Source organism: Ruminococcus bromii (assembly GCF_002834225.1).
GTDB classification, from domain to species: domain Bacteria; phylum Bacillota; class Clostridia; order Oscillospirales; family Acutalibacteraceae; genus Ruminococcoides; species Ruminococcoides bromii.
This window is the reverse complement of the sequence record NZ_NNSR01000073.1, coordinates 204,502-220,235: the sequence shown is the minus strand read 5'-3', so window position 1 is coordinate 220,235 and position 15,734 is coordinate 204,502. Positions and strand designations below refer to the sequence as shown.

The following is a 15,734-nucleotide window of genomic DNA, read 5'->3' as shown; positions in this document are numbered from 1 at the left end:
ATATTCTGCCCTTAAAGGTTATAAATAAACTATTTATTTTCCTTGCCCGTGATTTTTTCGATTGTGATTTCATAAACGCCTGTCATACTGCCCGATTTCTCTATGCACCTTTTTCCGCTTTCGATAAATTCGGGAGCATATTTTTCAACAATCAGTTCAAGGCCTCTGTTCTTGTTTTTAACCGATTTTGCAATCGTACCGAACACAACCGCACTTTCGTATTTTGAAGTCAGTTTTGCACCGTCAATTCTGTTGTTTTGAACCGTGCAAAACGAAACCTTGTTGCTGTATTCAACATTTTTCAGTTTCAAGCCCGAATTCGGAGCGCAATGGAAATAAATTTTGTTGCCCTCAACGGCAAAATTTACAGGCACACCGTAGGGATAGCCGTCCTCGCCGATTGTTGACAAAATGCCGTATTCACCGTTTTTAAGGATTTCATAGGCTCTTTCTTCGGTAGTTTCCCTGTCTTTTCTACGCATCTTTTCGTTCATTATTCAACTCCGATGTCGTTCATAACCATGCCCGTAATCATCTTCGGATAGAAATATGTTGACTTCTGCGGCATCTTTTCGCCTGCGGCGGCAACATCACGGATTTCGGTTACTCTTGTCGGATTAAGCACAAACGAGCATTGGAACTTGCCGTTGTCAACGCCCTCAACAGCCTCTGAAAAGAACTTTGTGTATGTAAGGTTAATCTGATTTGCCATATTTTCCTTATCAATGCCGAAAATTCTTTCAAGCACAAGTGAATGGAGAACGGTAACATCAAGCTGTCTTGACGGTTCGCTCAATTCAGGAAGAAGCTTGTCCATAATGTCAAGATTTTTCAGCACAAGCCTGTACCATTTTCCGTTTCCGACATAGAATCCGAATGCCTTTTTGCCCTCGTCATAGAGCTTTGCAAGCTCGCTTTCCATATTGTCCGTACCGTTCATTTCGGTTACATCAAAATATTCCCTGCAACCGTCAAGAACTTTTTCAACATTAAAGTCCGGCAAATCACGCACAAGGCGGTGTGTCGGGAATACAACAAGTCCCGGATGCTCCATGTCAACAAGGTAAATCATCTGATAATCGCAGGGATCGCCAACCTTTGAAAGACCGTTTTCACGGCAGTAGTTTCGATAGTTTAGAGCGGTTTCATAGCGATGGTGACCGTCTGCAATATAGAGCTTTCTGTCGGCAAAATCTGCACAAAGCTTTGCGATTACATTTTCATCCGTAACAATCCAAAGTCTGTGAGTAATACCCTCACCGTCGGTAAATTCAAGCTTTGGTGTGTCCTTTGACTCATTGTCAATTGTTGCAAGAGTTGTATGCTTGCTGTCCATATAAAGGGCATAAATTTGACTGAAATTGCAGTTTGTTGCCTTCATAAGATTAAGTCTGTCCTCTTTGGCCTTTGAAAGAGTGAACTCGTGGGGAAGAATGATTCCCTTTTCAAACTCTTCAAGATGAACACGGGCGATGATACCCTTGATGCTCTTGCGTTCGCCGTAAGCCGTAAATTCTTCCTCATAAACATAGATTGCAGGCTTGTCCTCGCTCACAAGAACACCCCTGTTCCGCCACATATCAAGGATTTCTCTTGCTGTCTGATACGGGTTTTCGCCCTCTTTCGGAAGCTCAAGCCGAATGATATTATACTCGTTTTCACTGATATAACCGAGTCTTTGTTCCTCGCTTATGATGTCATAAGGCGGACAGCAAAGCTGAGAAATTTCGCCTGCTTTTTCCGTGTTGTAACGCATTCCTCTGAACGCTTTTATTTCTGCCATATTAAAAACCTCCAAATTGTTTTTCGGTCAAGTGTATCTTCACCGTCCGGATAAGGCAATTATAACACAAACAGTCGTCATGAACAAGAAAAAGTGGAAATATTATAATTTTCTGTACAAAGCAATCTATTCAATAAAATTTTTCGTGCGATTACCTATTCACTTCGTGTGTAAACCCGAAGTGATTGCAATCACTGTTTGCCGCTGTGGTAGGACCACATTTTTGTGAGATTTATTAAATTTGTTTTCAACAAACGATATCTGCCATTTCCTGTCTGGCGGATGATATCCGTCCCTACACACAACAAAAAGAGCCGACGCTAAAGCATCGGCTCTGAATGTTAAAAATGAAACGATAATCGGTTAAAATTAATCGTTAATAGCGATAACTGCGCCTGAACCTACTGTTCTGCCGCCTTCACGGATAGCGAAACGAAGACCAACTTCGATAGCGATAGGAGTAATAAGTTCAACATCCATTTCAACGTTATCACCAGGCATGCACATCTCTACGCCCTCTGGGAGTGAGATTGTACCTGTTACGTCAGTTGTTCTGAAGTAGAACTGTGGACGATAGTTGTTGAAGAATGGAGTATGACGGCCGCCTTCGTCCTTAGTAAGAACATAAACCTGGCCACGGAACTTTGTGTGTGGGTGAATTGTACCCGGCTTAGCAAGTACCTGACCTCTCTGGATTTCAGTTCTCTGAACACCACGGAGAAGAACACCTACGTTGTCGCCTGCTTCAGCGAAGTCAAGAGTCTTTCTGAACATTTCAAGACCTGTAACAACAACTTTTCTCTTTTCGTCTGTAAGACCAACGATTTCAACTTCTTCACCAGTCTTAACCTGACCTCTTTCAACTCTACCGGTTGCAACAGTACCACGACCTGTGATTGTGAATACGTCCTCAACAGGCATAAGGAATGGCTGGTCAGCCTTACGGTCAGGAGTTGGAATATACTCGTCAACAGCGTCCATAAGCTCGTGGATGCACTTGTACTCAGGAGCGTTAGGATCCTTTGATGTGCTTGTAAGAGCAAGGTAAGCTGAACCCTTGATGATTGGTGTATCGTCGCCCGGGAACTCATACTCGTTGAGGAGGTCACGAATCTCCATCTCTACGAGCTCGAGGAGCTCAGGATCGTCAACCTGGTCAGTCTTGTTCATGAATACTACGATGTAAGGTACACCTACCTGACGAGAAAGAAGGATATGCTCTCTTGTCTGTGGCATAGGACCATCAGCAGCTGATACAACAAGGATAGCGCCGTCCATCTGAGCAGCACCAGTGATCATGTTCTTTACATAGTCAGCATGGCCTGGGCAGTCAACGTGTGCATAGTGACGCTTGTCTGTTTCATACTCAACGTGAGCTGTGTTAATTGTGATACCACGCTCTCTCTCTTCAGGAGCCTTATCGATGTTAGCGTAATCAACGAAATCAGCGTCGCCTTCGAGGTTGAGAACCTTTGTGATAGCAGCAGTAAGTGTTGTTTTACCATGGTCAACGTGGCCGATTGTACCAATGTTAACATGGGGTTTATTTCTTTCAAATTTTTCTCTTGCCATTGGAAATTTCCTCCTTATTGTTGTAAAAAGAATTTACAATAGATTTAAACATATTGTATCAATTTTTTTTAAAAAAATCAATACATTTTTGAAAAAAGTGCATTAAAAGGAACGATTAGTCCTTCTTAGCTCTTTCACTCATAATCTTTTCAGCAATGTTCTTCGGAACCTCTGCATATGTGTCAGGCTCCATAACATACTGACCGCGGCCCTGAGTCTTTGAACGCATATCTGTTGCGTAACCAAACATCTCTGAAAGCGGAACATGAGCGATAACTCTCTGAACGCCGTTGTCAGCTTCCATGCTCTGGATCATACCACGACGAGAGTTAAGGTCGCCGATTACATCGCCGAGGTATTCCTCAGGAGTGATAACAGTAACCTTCATGATCGGTTCGAGAAGTACAGGATCTGCCTTCTTCATAGCGTTCTTGAATGCCATTGAACCGGCAATCTTAAATGCCATTTCTGATGAGTCGACTTCATGATAAGAACCATCATAAAGCTCAACCTTAACATCAACTACATTGTAGCCTGCAACAACACCGCTGAGCATTGCGCCCTGAATACCCTGGTCAACAGCCGGAATGTATTCCTTAGGAATAGCACCGCCGACAATGTTGTTGACGAACTCATAGCCCTTGTCCTTGTTAGGATAGATATTGATCTTAACGTGACCGTACTGACCCTTACCACCTGACTGACGAGCATACTTTTCGTCAACAGAAGCTTCCTTGCGGATAGTTTCCTTGTATGCAACCTGTGGAGCACCGATGTTTGCTTCTACCTTAAATTCACGGAGAAGACGGTCAACAATGATTTCGAGGTGGAGTTCACCCATACCTGCGATGATTGTCTGACCTGTTTCTTCGTCTGTATAAGCCTTGAAAGTAGGATCTTCTTCTGCAAGCTTTGCAAGAGCGATACCCATCTTTTCCTGACCTGCTTTTGTCTTCGGCTCAATAGCAACACGAATTACAGGATCAGGGAATTCCATAGACTCAAGGATAACAGGAGCCTTCTCATCACAGAGAGTATCACCTGTTGTTGTATTTTTAAGACCAACGGCAGCAGCGATGTCACCTGCGTATACGCAGTCGATATCTTTTCTGTCGTTAGCGTGCATCTGCAAGATACGACCGAGACGCTCGTTGGTGTCCTTAACTGAGTTGTAAACAGTTGTGCCGGCAGAAACTGTACCGGAGTAAACTCTGAAGAAGCAGAGCTTACCGACAAACGGGTCAGTAGCAATCTTGAATGCGAGAGCTGCGAATGGCTCTTTATCTGATGACGGTCTTTCAACCTCATCGCCTGTTTCAGGGTCAACACCCTTGATAGCAGGTACATCTGTCGGAGCAGGCATATAATCAACGATAGCATCAAGGAGCATCTGAACACCCTTGTTACGGTAAGAAGAACCGCAGGTTACAGGTACCATTGTGTTGTCAATAGTAGCCTTTCTGATTGTGCTCTTGATTTCGTCGATTGTAAGCTCTTCGCCGCCGAAGTATTTCTCCATAAGATCTTCATCGAGTTCAGCAACTGATTCGATAAGTTTCTCATGATACTCGTTAGCGAGATCCTGCATCTCTTCCGGAATTTCCTCTTCACTGTAGTCTGTGCCGTCTTCGTTGTGATAGATTTCGGCTTTCATAGTAACGAGGTCAACGATGCCTCTGAAATCGCTCTCAGCACCGATCGGAAGCTGAATCGGAACAGCATTACATTTAAGTCTGTCCTTCATCATCTGAACAACATGGTAGAAGTTAGCGCCCATGATGTCCATCTTGTTTACATAAACCATTCTCGGAACGCCGTAGTTATCAGCCTGACGCCATACTGTTTCAGACTGAGGCTCAACACCGCCTTTTGCGCAGAGGACTGTTACAGAACCGTCAAGAACACGAAGTGAACGCTCAACTTCAACAGTGAAGTCAACGTGACCGGGGGTGTCGATGATGTTGATTCTGTGCTTGTCATACTGATGCTTGCTGCCGAACCAGAATGCAGTTGTAGCAGCAGAGGTGATTGTGATACCACGCTCTTTTTCCTGAACCATCCAGTCCATTGTGGAAGCACCGTCGTGTGTCTCACCGATTTTATGGTTTACGCCGGTATAATACAGGATACGCTCAGTTGTTGTGGTTTTACCGGCATCAATGTGAGCCATGATACCGATGTTTCTTGTTTTTTCAAGTGGAACCTGTCTTGGCATAAAATCCTCCTAATAAACGCTGATGATAAAATTACCATCTGTAATGAGCGAAAGCCTTGTTAGCTTCAGCCATCTTATGAGTGTCTTCACGCTTCTTGAAAGCACCGCCGGCACTGTTTGTGGCATCAAGGATTTCTCCTGCAAGTCTTTCCTTCATTGTCTTTTCGCTGCGAGCTCTTGAATAAGTAGAAATCCAGCGGAGACCGAGTGTCTGGCGTCTTTCAGGACGAACCTCCATAGGTACCTGATAAGTAGCACCGCCGACACGACGAGCCTTAACTTCGAGAACGGGCATTACATTTTCCATAGCCTGTTCAAAAACCTCAAGCGGGTTGTTACCTGTCTTTTCAGCAATAATGTCGAATGCACCGTAAACAATTTTCTGAGCAACGCCCTTTTTACCGTCGTACATAATGTTGTTGATAAGACGAGTTACGAGTTTTGAATTATAAAGCGGATCTGGTAATACATCACGCTTCGCAATAGAACCTCTTCTTGGCACTTTGCTTCCCTCCTTCACAATAATTGAGATATCATAGGTACTCGAAAGCGACAAACTCCCGTATGCCAACAAGACATTCTACCATAATATATATAGTAAAATTCCTGCCGCATAGCAGAACTTAAATAATTTAAGTCAAGAGAGTTTTGTCAATTCCTTATTTACCCTTCTTCGGACGCTTAGCACCGTACTTTGAACGGCTCTGCATACGGCCCGAAACGCCCTGAGCGTCGAGTGTACCACGAACGATGTGGTAACGAACACCAGGCAAGTCCTTAACACGGCCACCACGGATAAGAACAACGCTGTGTTCCTGAAGGTTGTGACCTACGCCGGGAATATAGGAACTGACTTCAATACCGTTAGAAAGTCTTACTCTGGCAATCTTTCTGAGCGCTGAGTTAGGCTTTTTAGGTGTAGCGGTCTTTACTGCAGTACAAACACCTCTCTTCTGTGGGGAGCTCTGATCAATAGCAACACGCTTTTTTGAGTTCCAACCCTTTAAGAGAGCAGGTGCCTTTGCCTTCTTCTCGGAAACCTGTCTGCCCTTGCGTACCAACTGGTTAAATGTAGGCATTATTTGTCCTCCTTTCAAAAAATATAAGAATTGATAAAACTGCTTTGCTTTTGCAAAGCCTTGTGAAACATCAATAATATTCCCAAAAACGGGCGCAATTACAGAATGTCCCACGATTAAACATTATAAACTATCCGCTCACTTTTTGTCAAGCATTTTTTTCTAAAATTTAAGCGGGGCAGCTATAACAAATATTAACTGCTATTTGGTTGACAACATAAAAATGGGAAATGCACAATCTGTAGCATTTCCCGATTAAACTTATTTACTTTTTTGTCGGCGAGGATTGCAACCACATTCAGGAGTTTGTGTGCTTAATCCAACACCTGGCAACCCACTTGTCTACGAGGATTGCAACGGTGACAAACCGCAAATTTTGCGGAATATATATACTGGCAACCCACTTGTCTACAAGGATTGCAACCGGAAAGACGAGAGAGACACCGCGGATAGACGCGACTGGCAACCCACTTGTCTACGAGGATTGCAACCTGAAAAATGTACAGATGCCTGTATCCGATATAAGCTGGCAACCCACTTGTCTACGAGGATTGCAACAACATCATCTTCAGATGTTTTTTGTACCTGCAACCTGGCAACCCACTTGTCTACGAGGATTGCAACAGAGTATAAAAAATATATCACAAGATATACAGTCACTGGCAACCCACTTGTCTACGAGGATTGCAACTGCAAAATATTCGTAATTTGTGAGTGTTATAGTACTAAAGACCTTCTCAGTTACGGCGGCAAGTGCAAAAAGTACTTACACGGCGCAAAAGCACTGAATCTGATTCCCATAACATTTTACTATCGTACAAATTCACCTTGAATTTGCAACATTGATAGTTTAGGACATGCCCTGACCTTCTTTATTTTTGTGCGAACATATCGCACTTTTCATGTTCACTTATCATTCGCACCTATTATGCGATTCCATAGCTGGAAATATTTCTCCTTTTTCTCAATATCACCTCATTTCTTATATTTTCTATTTCTTTATCGTGTAATTTTTTAAAGCTGTCATATGTTTTTGAACATTTATCTAAATCAATTTCATCGTGCGTTTTATTACTGTTTTTTATTAAAAATGCCGAATACAAATCTCGCTGAACCTTGTCACCGTTTCCGAGTATCCGCCATCTGTCATTCAAACCGTGTTTTGTATATTCACCTGTTGTGTGGTCACATTGGCTCGCCCGATATGACATTATATCAACCTCATATACCTCTCCGCCATGTTGTTCAGCCTTAGTTTTCAGAATTGTAACAAACATTGCCGGCGCTTTATTGGCAAGAGATTTTCCAAAACGCTTTTTCTTTTTATATCTGCCTTTTTCGTCAACTTGCGTTTCTTTAGCCCTTTTTTGCAAGCCTTTGTAATTCATAGGCTCAATGTATATCTGATTTCCCATAGCAAGAATATCGTTTGCAAGACAAGTGTGCTGATATTTTCGTATATCGGTATTTTTCCTCTCGAGTTCACGAATTTTTCCGGCTATTTCAAGGTAATGCTTTGATTTATTCCATTTTAATTTATGCCCTTTTGTACCCCGTTTCACAGTACCGTCGGGATTAAAATTATCAGGATTAGTATATCGCCTGCTTCTATCAAGTTTTCTCTGTAACTCACACTTCTTTATGTGATTTTTATTTACTTTATCTGCAAGTTCAAGAAGTTTAACACTTTTATCCGATGCTATTGCTATTGTCTGCGTTCCTATATCTATACCGACTCTGCCTGTTGAAATTTCACGATGTTTGTCGGCTGGTTTTCCTGCAAAGGTAATTTGAAGATAGTACTTATATTTAGTTTTCATCCATTTTCTGACTACTCTGTAATACTTAATTTCATTGTTTGCTACCATTTCTTTTTCGTAGTTAGTTTTTACCGAAGCAACCCGCAAGCAGAGAATAATACCACCCTTTGGTTTTGTTCCTCCGCCCGACCATTTAAATATATTCTCATCAGAATAATAAAACATACCTGTTTTCGGTGATTTTGATGCAACGCTAGATAATGTTCCTCGTTTTTGATAATGTACTATTTGACCAGTGCCAAATAAAAACTTTTCAAATGAACTCCAAACATCAATGGCTGCTTTATGTGCAATCTGTACATTTATATGACTTTCAAAATGTTTTTGCATCAAACTCTTTTTTCCAGCCATATCATCCATAAAAGTATATTGAGAAAAGCCTGCGTCTTTCAACATTTTATTTCTTTCCTTATATAATGCTGTTCTCTCCGATTTTGGAACAGATTCAATCCGTTTCATCAAATTCTTGTACGCTTTGGTTCGTTGAAGATTCTTAAGCTTTCTCAATTCAATGGATATAAGCTGATTTTTCAGATGTTCGATAATCTTAAATCTTTTTTCAATAATATGTTCTTGCCAAGGTTCAGTAAGGAGAGGTAAAGTAAGCACACATCTGTTGCTATCTTCTTTTTGCTTTGTGGGCATATACATTCTCCTTTCTGAAATTCTACATCATCATATGTTTGAATTATATCATATATAACTAATATTTTCAAGATTTATCTTAATAATATATTATTTTTGTTGCAACAATGTTTGATTTTAAAGCAAATGTAGGGTGGCACACCGCCGCAATGAAAAAGAGGCTGTAAAGAAATGAAGTTTAAGACTTCGTTCTTCACAGCCTCCGTTTTCATTTTTATTTAGGAGAGAGGAAAATATATCAAATAAAAACTTATACACTGTTTTATCGGGACGATGTTCGCCGTTCCCTTATGTTGTGATTTTATTATACCACATCAATATTGACAACTGTGTGACAAAAACAAGAATTTTTTCGGAATTTTCAATTTTTCATTTGTAGCAACAAACAATTTTTTGCGGATTTACAAAATTTGTTTTTAAATGTAATTTCTGCCGTTACTCACGGAAGAACGAGGTTTTCCCCTACAAAATTGTGCAAATGGTAGCTATACTACGCTCGGGCATAATATGCTTTTGATATTACAAACTATCTGCACGAACAAAAAATCATTCAGCCGACTTAATGATTACCGTTGACTGTGGCGGTACAGAGATTTTTCCGTCTTTAAGTTCGGTATGCTTTGAGCTGCTTTCGGGGATAAGGTCTGCACGGAGAGTTGCGTTCTTAATCATATCGTCTGTAATTGTAAGCTCCTTGGCGTCATTCTTGCTGAAGTTATGAATAATGAGGAGCTTTGAATCCTCATACTCAACATAGTAAGCGCCGACTGTCTTATCATCAAAGCCCTGTGTGCCTACAATTCTGCCCCTTGCAATTTCGGGGTTCTGATTTTTGATTGTGATAATTCTGCGATAGTAGTTGAGGAGAGAATCCTTGTCGGCAAGCTGCTGTTTCACACCGCCGCCGGTAGGCACTTCTGCCTCTTCTCCGATACCGTTTACATAAATATCGGGAAGGTTGTCGCTGTCAAAAACCATCTGTGTTCTGTATGCAGCATCGTTTGTGGTATTCGGAGCCTTAATGCCGATTTCCTCTCCGTAATAGATGAACGGATTACCCGGCGCAAGCATATAAACTGCGGCTGCAAGTTTTTGAGAAGAAAGTCCCTGAGTTTCAAGTGCGTTTCCGCTACGAACCTGATCGTGGTTTGAAAGGAACATTGCATTAATAGCATTAGGATTTGACTCTGTCATTTTGTTATCGTAGTTCATAATTTTTTTGACAGTAGCCATACCGCCCTGCGAAATGATGTTGCTGATAATTGTGCCTGTTGAGGTTGAAAACTTGAATGCAAACTGGCTGTCGATGCCGGATTTGTAAAGCTCCTGAATATCGGAATCATCGGTCCAGTTCTCGCCAACCATATAGACATCTTCCTTTATGCCCTTGCAGGTGTCGTAGAACCACTTGAGAAATTCTGTTCCGTCGGTTTCCTTATTTGTAAAGTATTTGCAAGCGTCAAGTCTGAAACCGTCAACTCCTCGGTCAAGCCAGAATTTCGCAATTTTTGTAAATTCTTCTCTCGTCTTTTTAGAATTGAGATTCCATTCGGGCATCTCCTGAGAAAAGTTTGCCTCACAGGCATAACCGTTTCCAAGACTGATAGTCTGTGTATCGCTGTCAAAATATGACGCCTTGTGAATTTCAAAATACTCGGCGTTGCCGTCAAGCTTATTATCGGCAACCTCTTCAACAGCCTTTGTAAAGAGCGGATTTTTTGAAGATGCGTGATTCAAAACAAGGTCAAGAATTACATTTATGCCACGCTTGTGACATTCTTCAATAAGCTTGTCAAAATCGTCGAGCGTACCGAAGTCGGGATCAATATTGTAATAATCTTCAACATCATACTTATGATATGACTTTGACGGCATAATCGGAGTAAGCCAGATTGCGTCAACACCGAGGTCGTCACCCGAATTCGGATCGCCGTCATTAAGGTAGTCAAGCTGAGAGATGATTCCCTGAAGGTCGCCTGTTTCGTCACCGTTTGAATCGCAGAAAGAGTTTACGAAAATTTCGTAGTAGTTTCTGTATTTATCGGTTGATGCAGTTGCCTTAACGCCTTCAATCGGATCGGCAACTTTTGCAGTATTGCCGTCGGATGAATCTGACTTTGATGATGAAGAATCGGAGCAGCCTGTAAGCACACAACCCGCAAGCATTGCACCGGCAAGAAGAATGGAAAGAATTTTTTTCATAGTATCCTCCGTAAAATTAAAATGGGCGGCAGCCTGTGACTGCCGCCCGTGAGAGCTTTTGTATATTGGATTAACCCTTTACGCCACCGGCTGTTACACCTTCAACATAATACTTCTGCATCTTGAGGAAGAGAAGTGTAATCGGGACAGCAACAACAACAGAACCTGCGAGGAACTGCTTGTAGTATGCGTTCTTAAAGTCCTGCTGAATCATTAGCTGAAGACCGATAGCAACAGTATAGTTGTCACGAGCGTCACCCATGATAATCTTAGCAAGAATGAAGTCTGTCCACGGTCCGATGAATGAAGTAAGAACCGTGTAAACAACAATCGGCTTTGACATAGGAAGAATAATCTTCCAGAAAATCTGGTTCTTGGTAGCACCGTCAATGGTCGCTGCCTCATCAAGTGCTCTTGGAATTGTATCAAAGAAGCCCTTTGAAATCTGGAAACCAAGACCGGCACCGCAACTGTAACAGATTACAAGAGCAACGAGAGTCTGAGTAAGACCCATTGCCTTGAGAAGGTAGTAAATAGCAACCATTGTCATGAAGCCGGGGAACATACCGAGAATCATACCAACATTCATAAACTTTTTACGAGCCTTAAATCTGAGTCGGCTGAATGCGTAACTAACCATAAGAACCGAAATTGTAGAAATTACGCAGCTGAAACAAGCAACTACGAATGTGTTAAGAAACCATCTCGGGAAGTTAAGGCTTGCAGTACCGCCTGAGCCTGTGAACAAATCAATGTAGTTCTGGAGTGTCCATTCCTGCGGGATAATTGTACTTCCGTAAATTTCAGCACCGCCACGGAATGAATGCATTAAAAGATAGATGAACGGAGAAATCCAAACGAAACCCATTACAATAAGGAACAGGTAAACAAAAGCGTTCGCAATGTGTCTTCTTAACTTGTAACTTTTTATCATGAGAACGCCTCCTCATCCTTCATTGATTTTGAGTTATTATACACAATGAGTGAGAGCGTTGCGCAAATAACAAATACCAAAATACCTATCGCGGCAGCAAGTCCGTAGTCCTGAGAGTTCATGGTCAGCTTAAAGAGCCATGTAACAAGGATATCGGTTTCACCGGCCTGATAATATTTTTCGGTCGTCGGATCACCGTTTGACAACAGGTAAATAACATTAAAGTTATTGATGTTGCCGACAAACTGGGTAATGAGCTGAGGAGTTGTAACAAAGAGCATATACGGAAGTGTGATAGCCGTAAATGTCTTTACAGGACCTGCACCGTCAATTCTTGCAGATTCATAGAGATCCTCAGGAATATTCATAAGAATACCCGACATAGAAAGGATGGTGTACGGAATACCTACCCAACAGTTAATGATGATAACTACCCAACGAGCCAGTGTTGCATTATCACTCAGCCACTGAATTTCAACATGACTGTTTGTAATGTTTGAAAGCAGGATGTTTATAGCACCGTTTGACTGGAGCATCTGGTTCATGAGAAGAAGTGATACGAACTGAGGAACAGCTATTGTAATAACGAAAAGTGTTCTCCAGAGTGATTTAAACTTGATACCCTTCTTGTTGATCATAAGAGCGAAGATCATACCAAGGATATAGTTTGAGAATGTAGCTGCAACAGCCCAGATAAGAGTCCATTCTGTGAGCTTAATAAATGTATAGCCCTTCTTAGCACCTTCAACAAGGTTGAAGAGTGAGCCGAAGTTGTCAAAACCAATCCATGTGAACAGTGTTCCCGGAGGCATATGCTGTTTATCATAGTTGGTAAATGCAATCAAAATCATAAATATGAGCGGCAAAACATTGAAGATACCGATCATAAGTACAGGGAATGACATAAGTGTGATATGATACTTACCGTCAAGGAACTGCTTCATATCATATTTGAATGAAGTCGGTTTCTGACCGTTAGCCTTCATAATCTGATGTCTGTACGCATCTTTGATGTTTACTATGTAAATAGCGAAAACCACTACTGTGATTACGAGTGTCAATACCGAGTAAAGCAGAATAAGCATTGAGTTATCGCCGGGTACCTGCTTTGGAATGATACCGTTGATATATTCAGTTCTCTGAGCCTGAACACCAAGTGTCGGGAACATTTTGAGATATCCCCAACCGAAAAATGCCATATAAAGGATATAGAGAACTTCAACAGCGAAGAAAAGAATACCCTTGTAATATTTACCTTTGCTAAGATCACCTACACCGAAAATAAGGTAGGAAAGTTTTGTAGCCCAGTCGCCTTTTACGAAGGTCTTGCCGTAGTTGGCAAAGCCCTTGCCGATGCCTACGAAGAACTTAACTATTGCCTTGCCGAGTGCTGTAAAAAAATGGGCAACGGCATGAGGAATGTTACAGAAAAACTTCTTTGTGTTGTAGGCAAATCTCTGGAAAGGATTGAGCTGTTTGTATTCAACATATGTCATTAGGCGCTCTCCTTAATAATTTGCAAATCTCTCTAATACACCAAACTAATAATACTTTTTACGCTATCTTATAATAGTTGCCGTTCGTAATAAAACATTATTAGTCAGGCGAATACACAAATTGATAACGCAAGCGGACAGTCCGCATTTTTTCTTTTTTTACGGGACACTCCGTTTTCGGAGTGTCCCGCAGCTAATTAATCAATTAAATTAAATCAATTTAACTTACTTAACGATTAGCCCTCGTCCCTAACGTTAGAAATTGTTTCGTTAAGAAGCTTCTTCATAGCAGCTGCATCTGAAGGATTGCATGTGTCAGCGATGATCTTGTTGCCAAGGTTAGCCATAGGATCCCAGAATGTATTAGCAACATTAACCTGTATACAAGCATTCTTAGCCTGCTCACCGATAGCCTTAAGAACAGGAGAACCTGTTACAGCTTTGTTTTCCTGAACCTTCTTGTTTGAAGGTCCCCAACCGAGCTTCTCAGTTCTCTGGAGCTGGCACTCTTCACCTGCAAGATAGTGAGCAAGAATCTGAGCTGTTGCCGGGAACTTAGAAGAACCGTTTACACCGATGTACTTATAACCGAAAATTGAGATAAGCTGCTTGTCTGTGCCGTTGACATTGATTGTAGGAAGCTTTGCAGCACCGAAGTTGTCACCGAGAGCCTTCTGGTTAGAAGCTGTATCCCATGAACCGTCGATACCTGCGCCACACTTACCGCCTGCAAAACCTGAAGCGATGTTAGCAACGTCAAGTGACTGGAATGTACCCCTGTAATCCTTGATGAGCTTTGCAAAAGCCTGAAGTGTTGCAACAGCTTCATCTTCGTCATATTTAACAAACTTCTGTGTAATACCGTCTTTTTCAAGACCGTCAATTTTAACACCTGCAGTGAAAGCGAAAGTACAAGCATAGTAACCGTCACCGGCATTCATAATGAACTTCTTGCCTGCCTTCTTACAAGCCTCAAGAACACCCTCAAGTGTCTGAGCCTGCTCGTCGGAAACTACTGACTTATCATAAACGAGATAGTAACCGTTATCGTTTGTTTCAGGATAAGCATAGAGGGTACCATTAAGTGTACCTGCTTTTACAGTTCCCTCATCATTAGCCTCTGTTACGGCATCCTTAAATGCAACCTGAGAAATAACGCCTGCATCAACAAGCTTGTTGAGCTGATCACTCGGGAAGCTGAATACATCTGCAGCTGTTGTAGCATCGTTAAGTATATTTGTAGCAGCATCCTTTTCGCCCTGTGCTACAACTGAGATTTCCTTAAACTTTCTTTTAGGATAAGCCTTTTTGAAAGCCTCAACCTGCTCTTTAACAAGGCTTACAGCAGCATCAGGAGCCCATACCTTAAGAGTTACAGGCTTGCTGTCTGTACCTTCATCGCCGAAGTAGCTGTCGTCAACGATTGAGCCTTCAATCTTAGCAGCACCGTCCGAAGAACCGTTGTCTGCTTTTGAACCGTTGTCTGTTTTCGATGATGCGTCTCCGCCGCCGCAGCCAACAAGTGCAGTAGCTGTCATCATACCTGCCAATAAAATGGCGAGAATCTTTTTCATTGGAAAAATCCCTCTTTCTGAATATTTTCGTAGTGTCCTTTCGGATTACATACTTTTTTTGAGGATATAACGCACAAAGTGCATCATATCCGCTACATAAATCATATCAAAAAATCGCCTGAATTTCAACTCCCTTTGTACTTTTTATCTATGTTGTTAAAAATCAAAATTATTTTTGTGCAATATGACATCTTTTTTATTGAAATTTTACTTATTGCACAAATTGTATTGATTTGAATTGTTTATTTTGCTAAAATGCCATTCGTACAAGTTACACAATCACGCCCGACGGTTATTTGACATAACACCCAAATTATATTCTTTATTCATAAAATAAGCTTGAATTTCGGCAAATTTTCCTGATTTTAGTAAAAAATGACCAATCACAAAACAAAGGCATTTATTTCAAACATC

Annotated in this window: 11 protein-coding genes and 1 CRISPR repeat array; all 11 genes read right to left on the bottom strand. The window is 41.5% G+C overall.

Annotation, left to right across the window (positions count from 1 at the left end):
* Positions 1–29: 29 nt before the first annotated feature.
* The 11 genes from RBATCC27255_RS09750 to RBATCC27255_RS09700 all read right to left on the bottom strand — a co-directional run bounded on the left by RBATCC27255_RS09750 (position 30) and on the right by RBATCC27255_RS09700 (position 15,320).
* Positions 30–494, bottom strand: a complete 465-nt coding sequence (locus RBATCC27255_RS09750) for a pyridoxamine 5'-phosphate oxidase family protein (RefSeq protein WP_101029813.1) — start codon at positions 492–494, stop codon at positions 30–32.
* Positions 494–1,783, bottom strand: coding sequence for a DUF1015 domain-containing protein (locus RBATCC27255_RS09745; protein ID WP_101029812.1), 1,290 nt, complete (start codon positions 1,781–1,783; stop codon positions 494–496). Before RBATCC27255_RS09745 ends, RBATCC27255_RS09750 begins: the two co-directional genes overlap by 1 nt.
* A 369-nt stretch (positions 1,784–2,152) precedes the next feature.
* On the bottom strand, positions 2,153–3,355 hold the full coding sequence (gene tuf / locus RBATCC27255_RS09740) for an elongation factor Tu (RefSeq protein WP_101029811.1): 1,203 nt from the start codon (positions 3,353–3,355) through the stop codon (positions 2,153–2,155).
* Between the two features lie 115 nt (positions 3,356–3,470).
* On the bottom strand, positions 3,471–5,570 hold the full coding sequence (gene fusA / locus RBATCC27255_RS09735) for an elongation factor G (RefSeq protein WP_101029810.1): 2,100 nt from the start codon (positions 5,568–5,570) through the stop codon (positions 3,471–3,473).
* Positions 5,571–5,601: 31 nt separating this feature from the next.
* Complete coding sequence (gene rpsG / locus RBATCC27255_RS09730) at positions 5,602–6,072, bottom strand: 30S ribosomal protein S7 (protein ID WP_021882688.1); 471 nt, start codon at positions 6,070–6,072, stop codon at positions 5,602–5,604.
* 157 nt (positions 6,073–6,229) lie between these two features.
* A complete protein-coding gene (gene rpsL, locus RBATCC27255_RS09725) occupies positions 6,230–6,649 on the bottom strand; it encodes a 30S ribosomal protein S12 (protein ID WP_015523173.1) in 420 nt (139 codons plus the stop codon).
* A 326-nt stretch (positions 6,650–6,975) separates the two neighbouring features.
* A CRISPR array of direct repeats spans positions 6,976–7,340; the repeat unit is 32 nt; unit sequence CTGGCAACCCACTTGTCTACGAGGATTGCAAC.
* 235 nt (positions 7,341–7,575) lie between these two features.
* On the bottom strand, positions 7,576–9,114 hold the full coding sequence (locus RBATCC27255_RS09720; RefSeq protein ID WP_101029809.1) for a transposase: 1,539 nt from the start codon (positions 9,112–9,114) through the stop codon (positions 7,576–7,578).
* Positions 9,115–9,660: 546 nt separating this feature from the next.
* Positions 9,661–11,316 (bottom strand): alpha-amylase family glycosyl hydrolase, encoded by a 1,656-nt coding sequence (locus RBATCC27255_RS09715; protein ID WP_101029808.1) that lies wholly within the window; start codon positions 11,314–11,316, stop codon positions 9,661–9,663.
* Positions 11,317–11,386: 70 nt separating this feature from the next.
* The gene (locus RBATCC27255_RS09710) at positions 11,387–12,250 is read right to left on the bottom strand and encodes a sugar ABC transporter permease (RefSeq protein WP_101029807.1); all 864 of its coding nucleotides are present in this window, start codon (positions 12,248–12,250) and stop codon (positions 11,387–11,389) included.
* A complete protein-coding gene (locus tag RBATCC27255_RS09705) occupies positions 12,247–13,746 on the bottom strand; it encodes a carbohydrate ABC transporter permease (RefSeq protein ID WP_101029806.1) in 1,500 nt (499 codons plus the stop codon). The genes RBATCC27255_RS09710 and RBATCC27255_RS09705 overlap by 4 nt, the downstream gene beginning before the upstream one ends.
* Positions 13,747–13,982: 236 nt before the next feature.
* Positions 13,983–15,320, bottom strand: a complete 1,338-nt coding sequence (locus RBATCC27255_RS09700; protein ID WP_101029805.1) for an extracellular solute-binding protein — start codon at positions 15,318–15,320, stop codon at positions 13,983–13,985.
* Positions 15,321–15,734 lie beyond the last annotated feature (414 nt).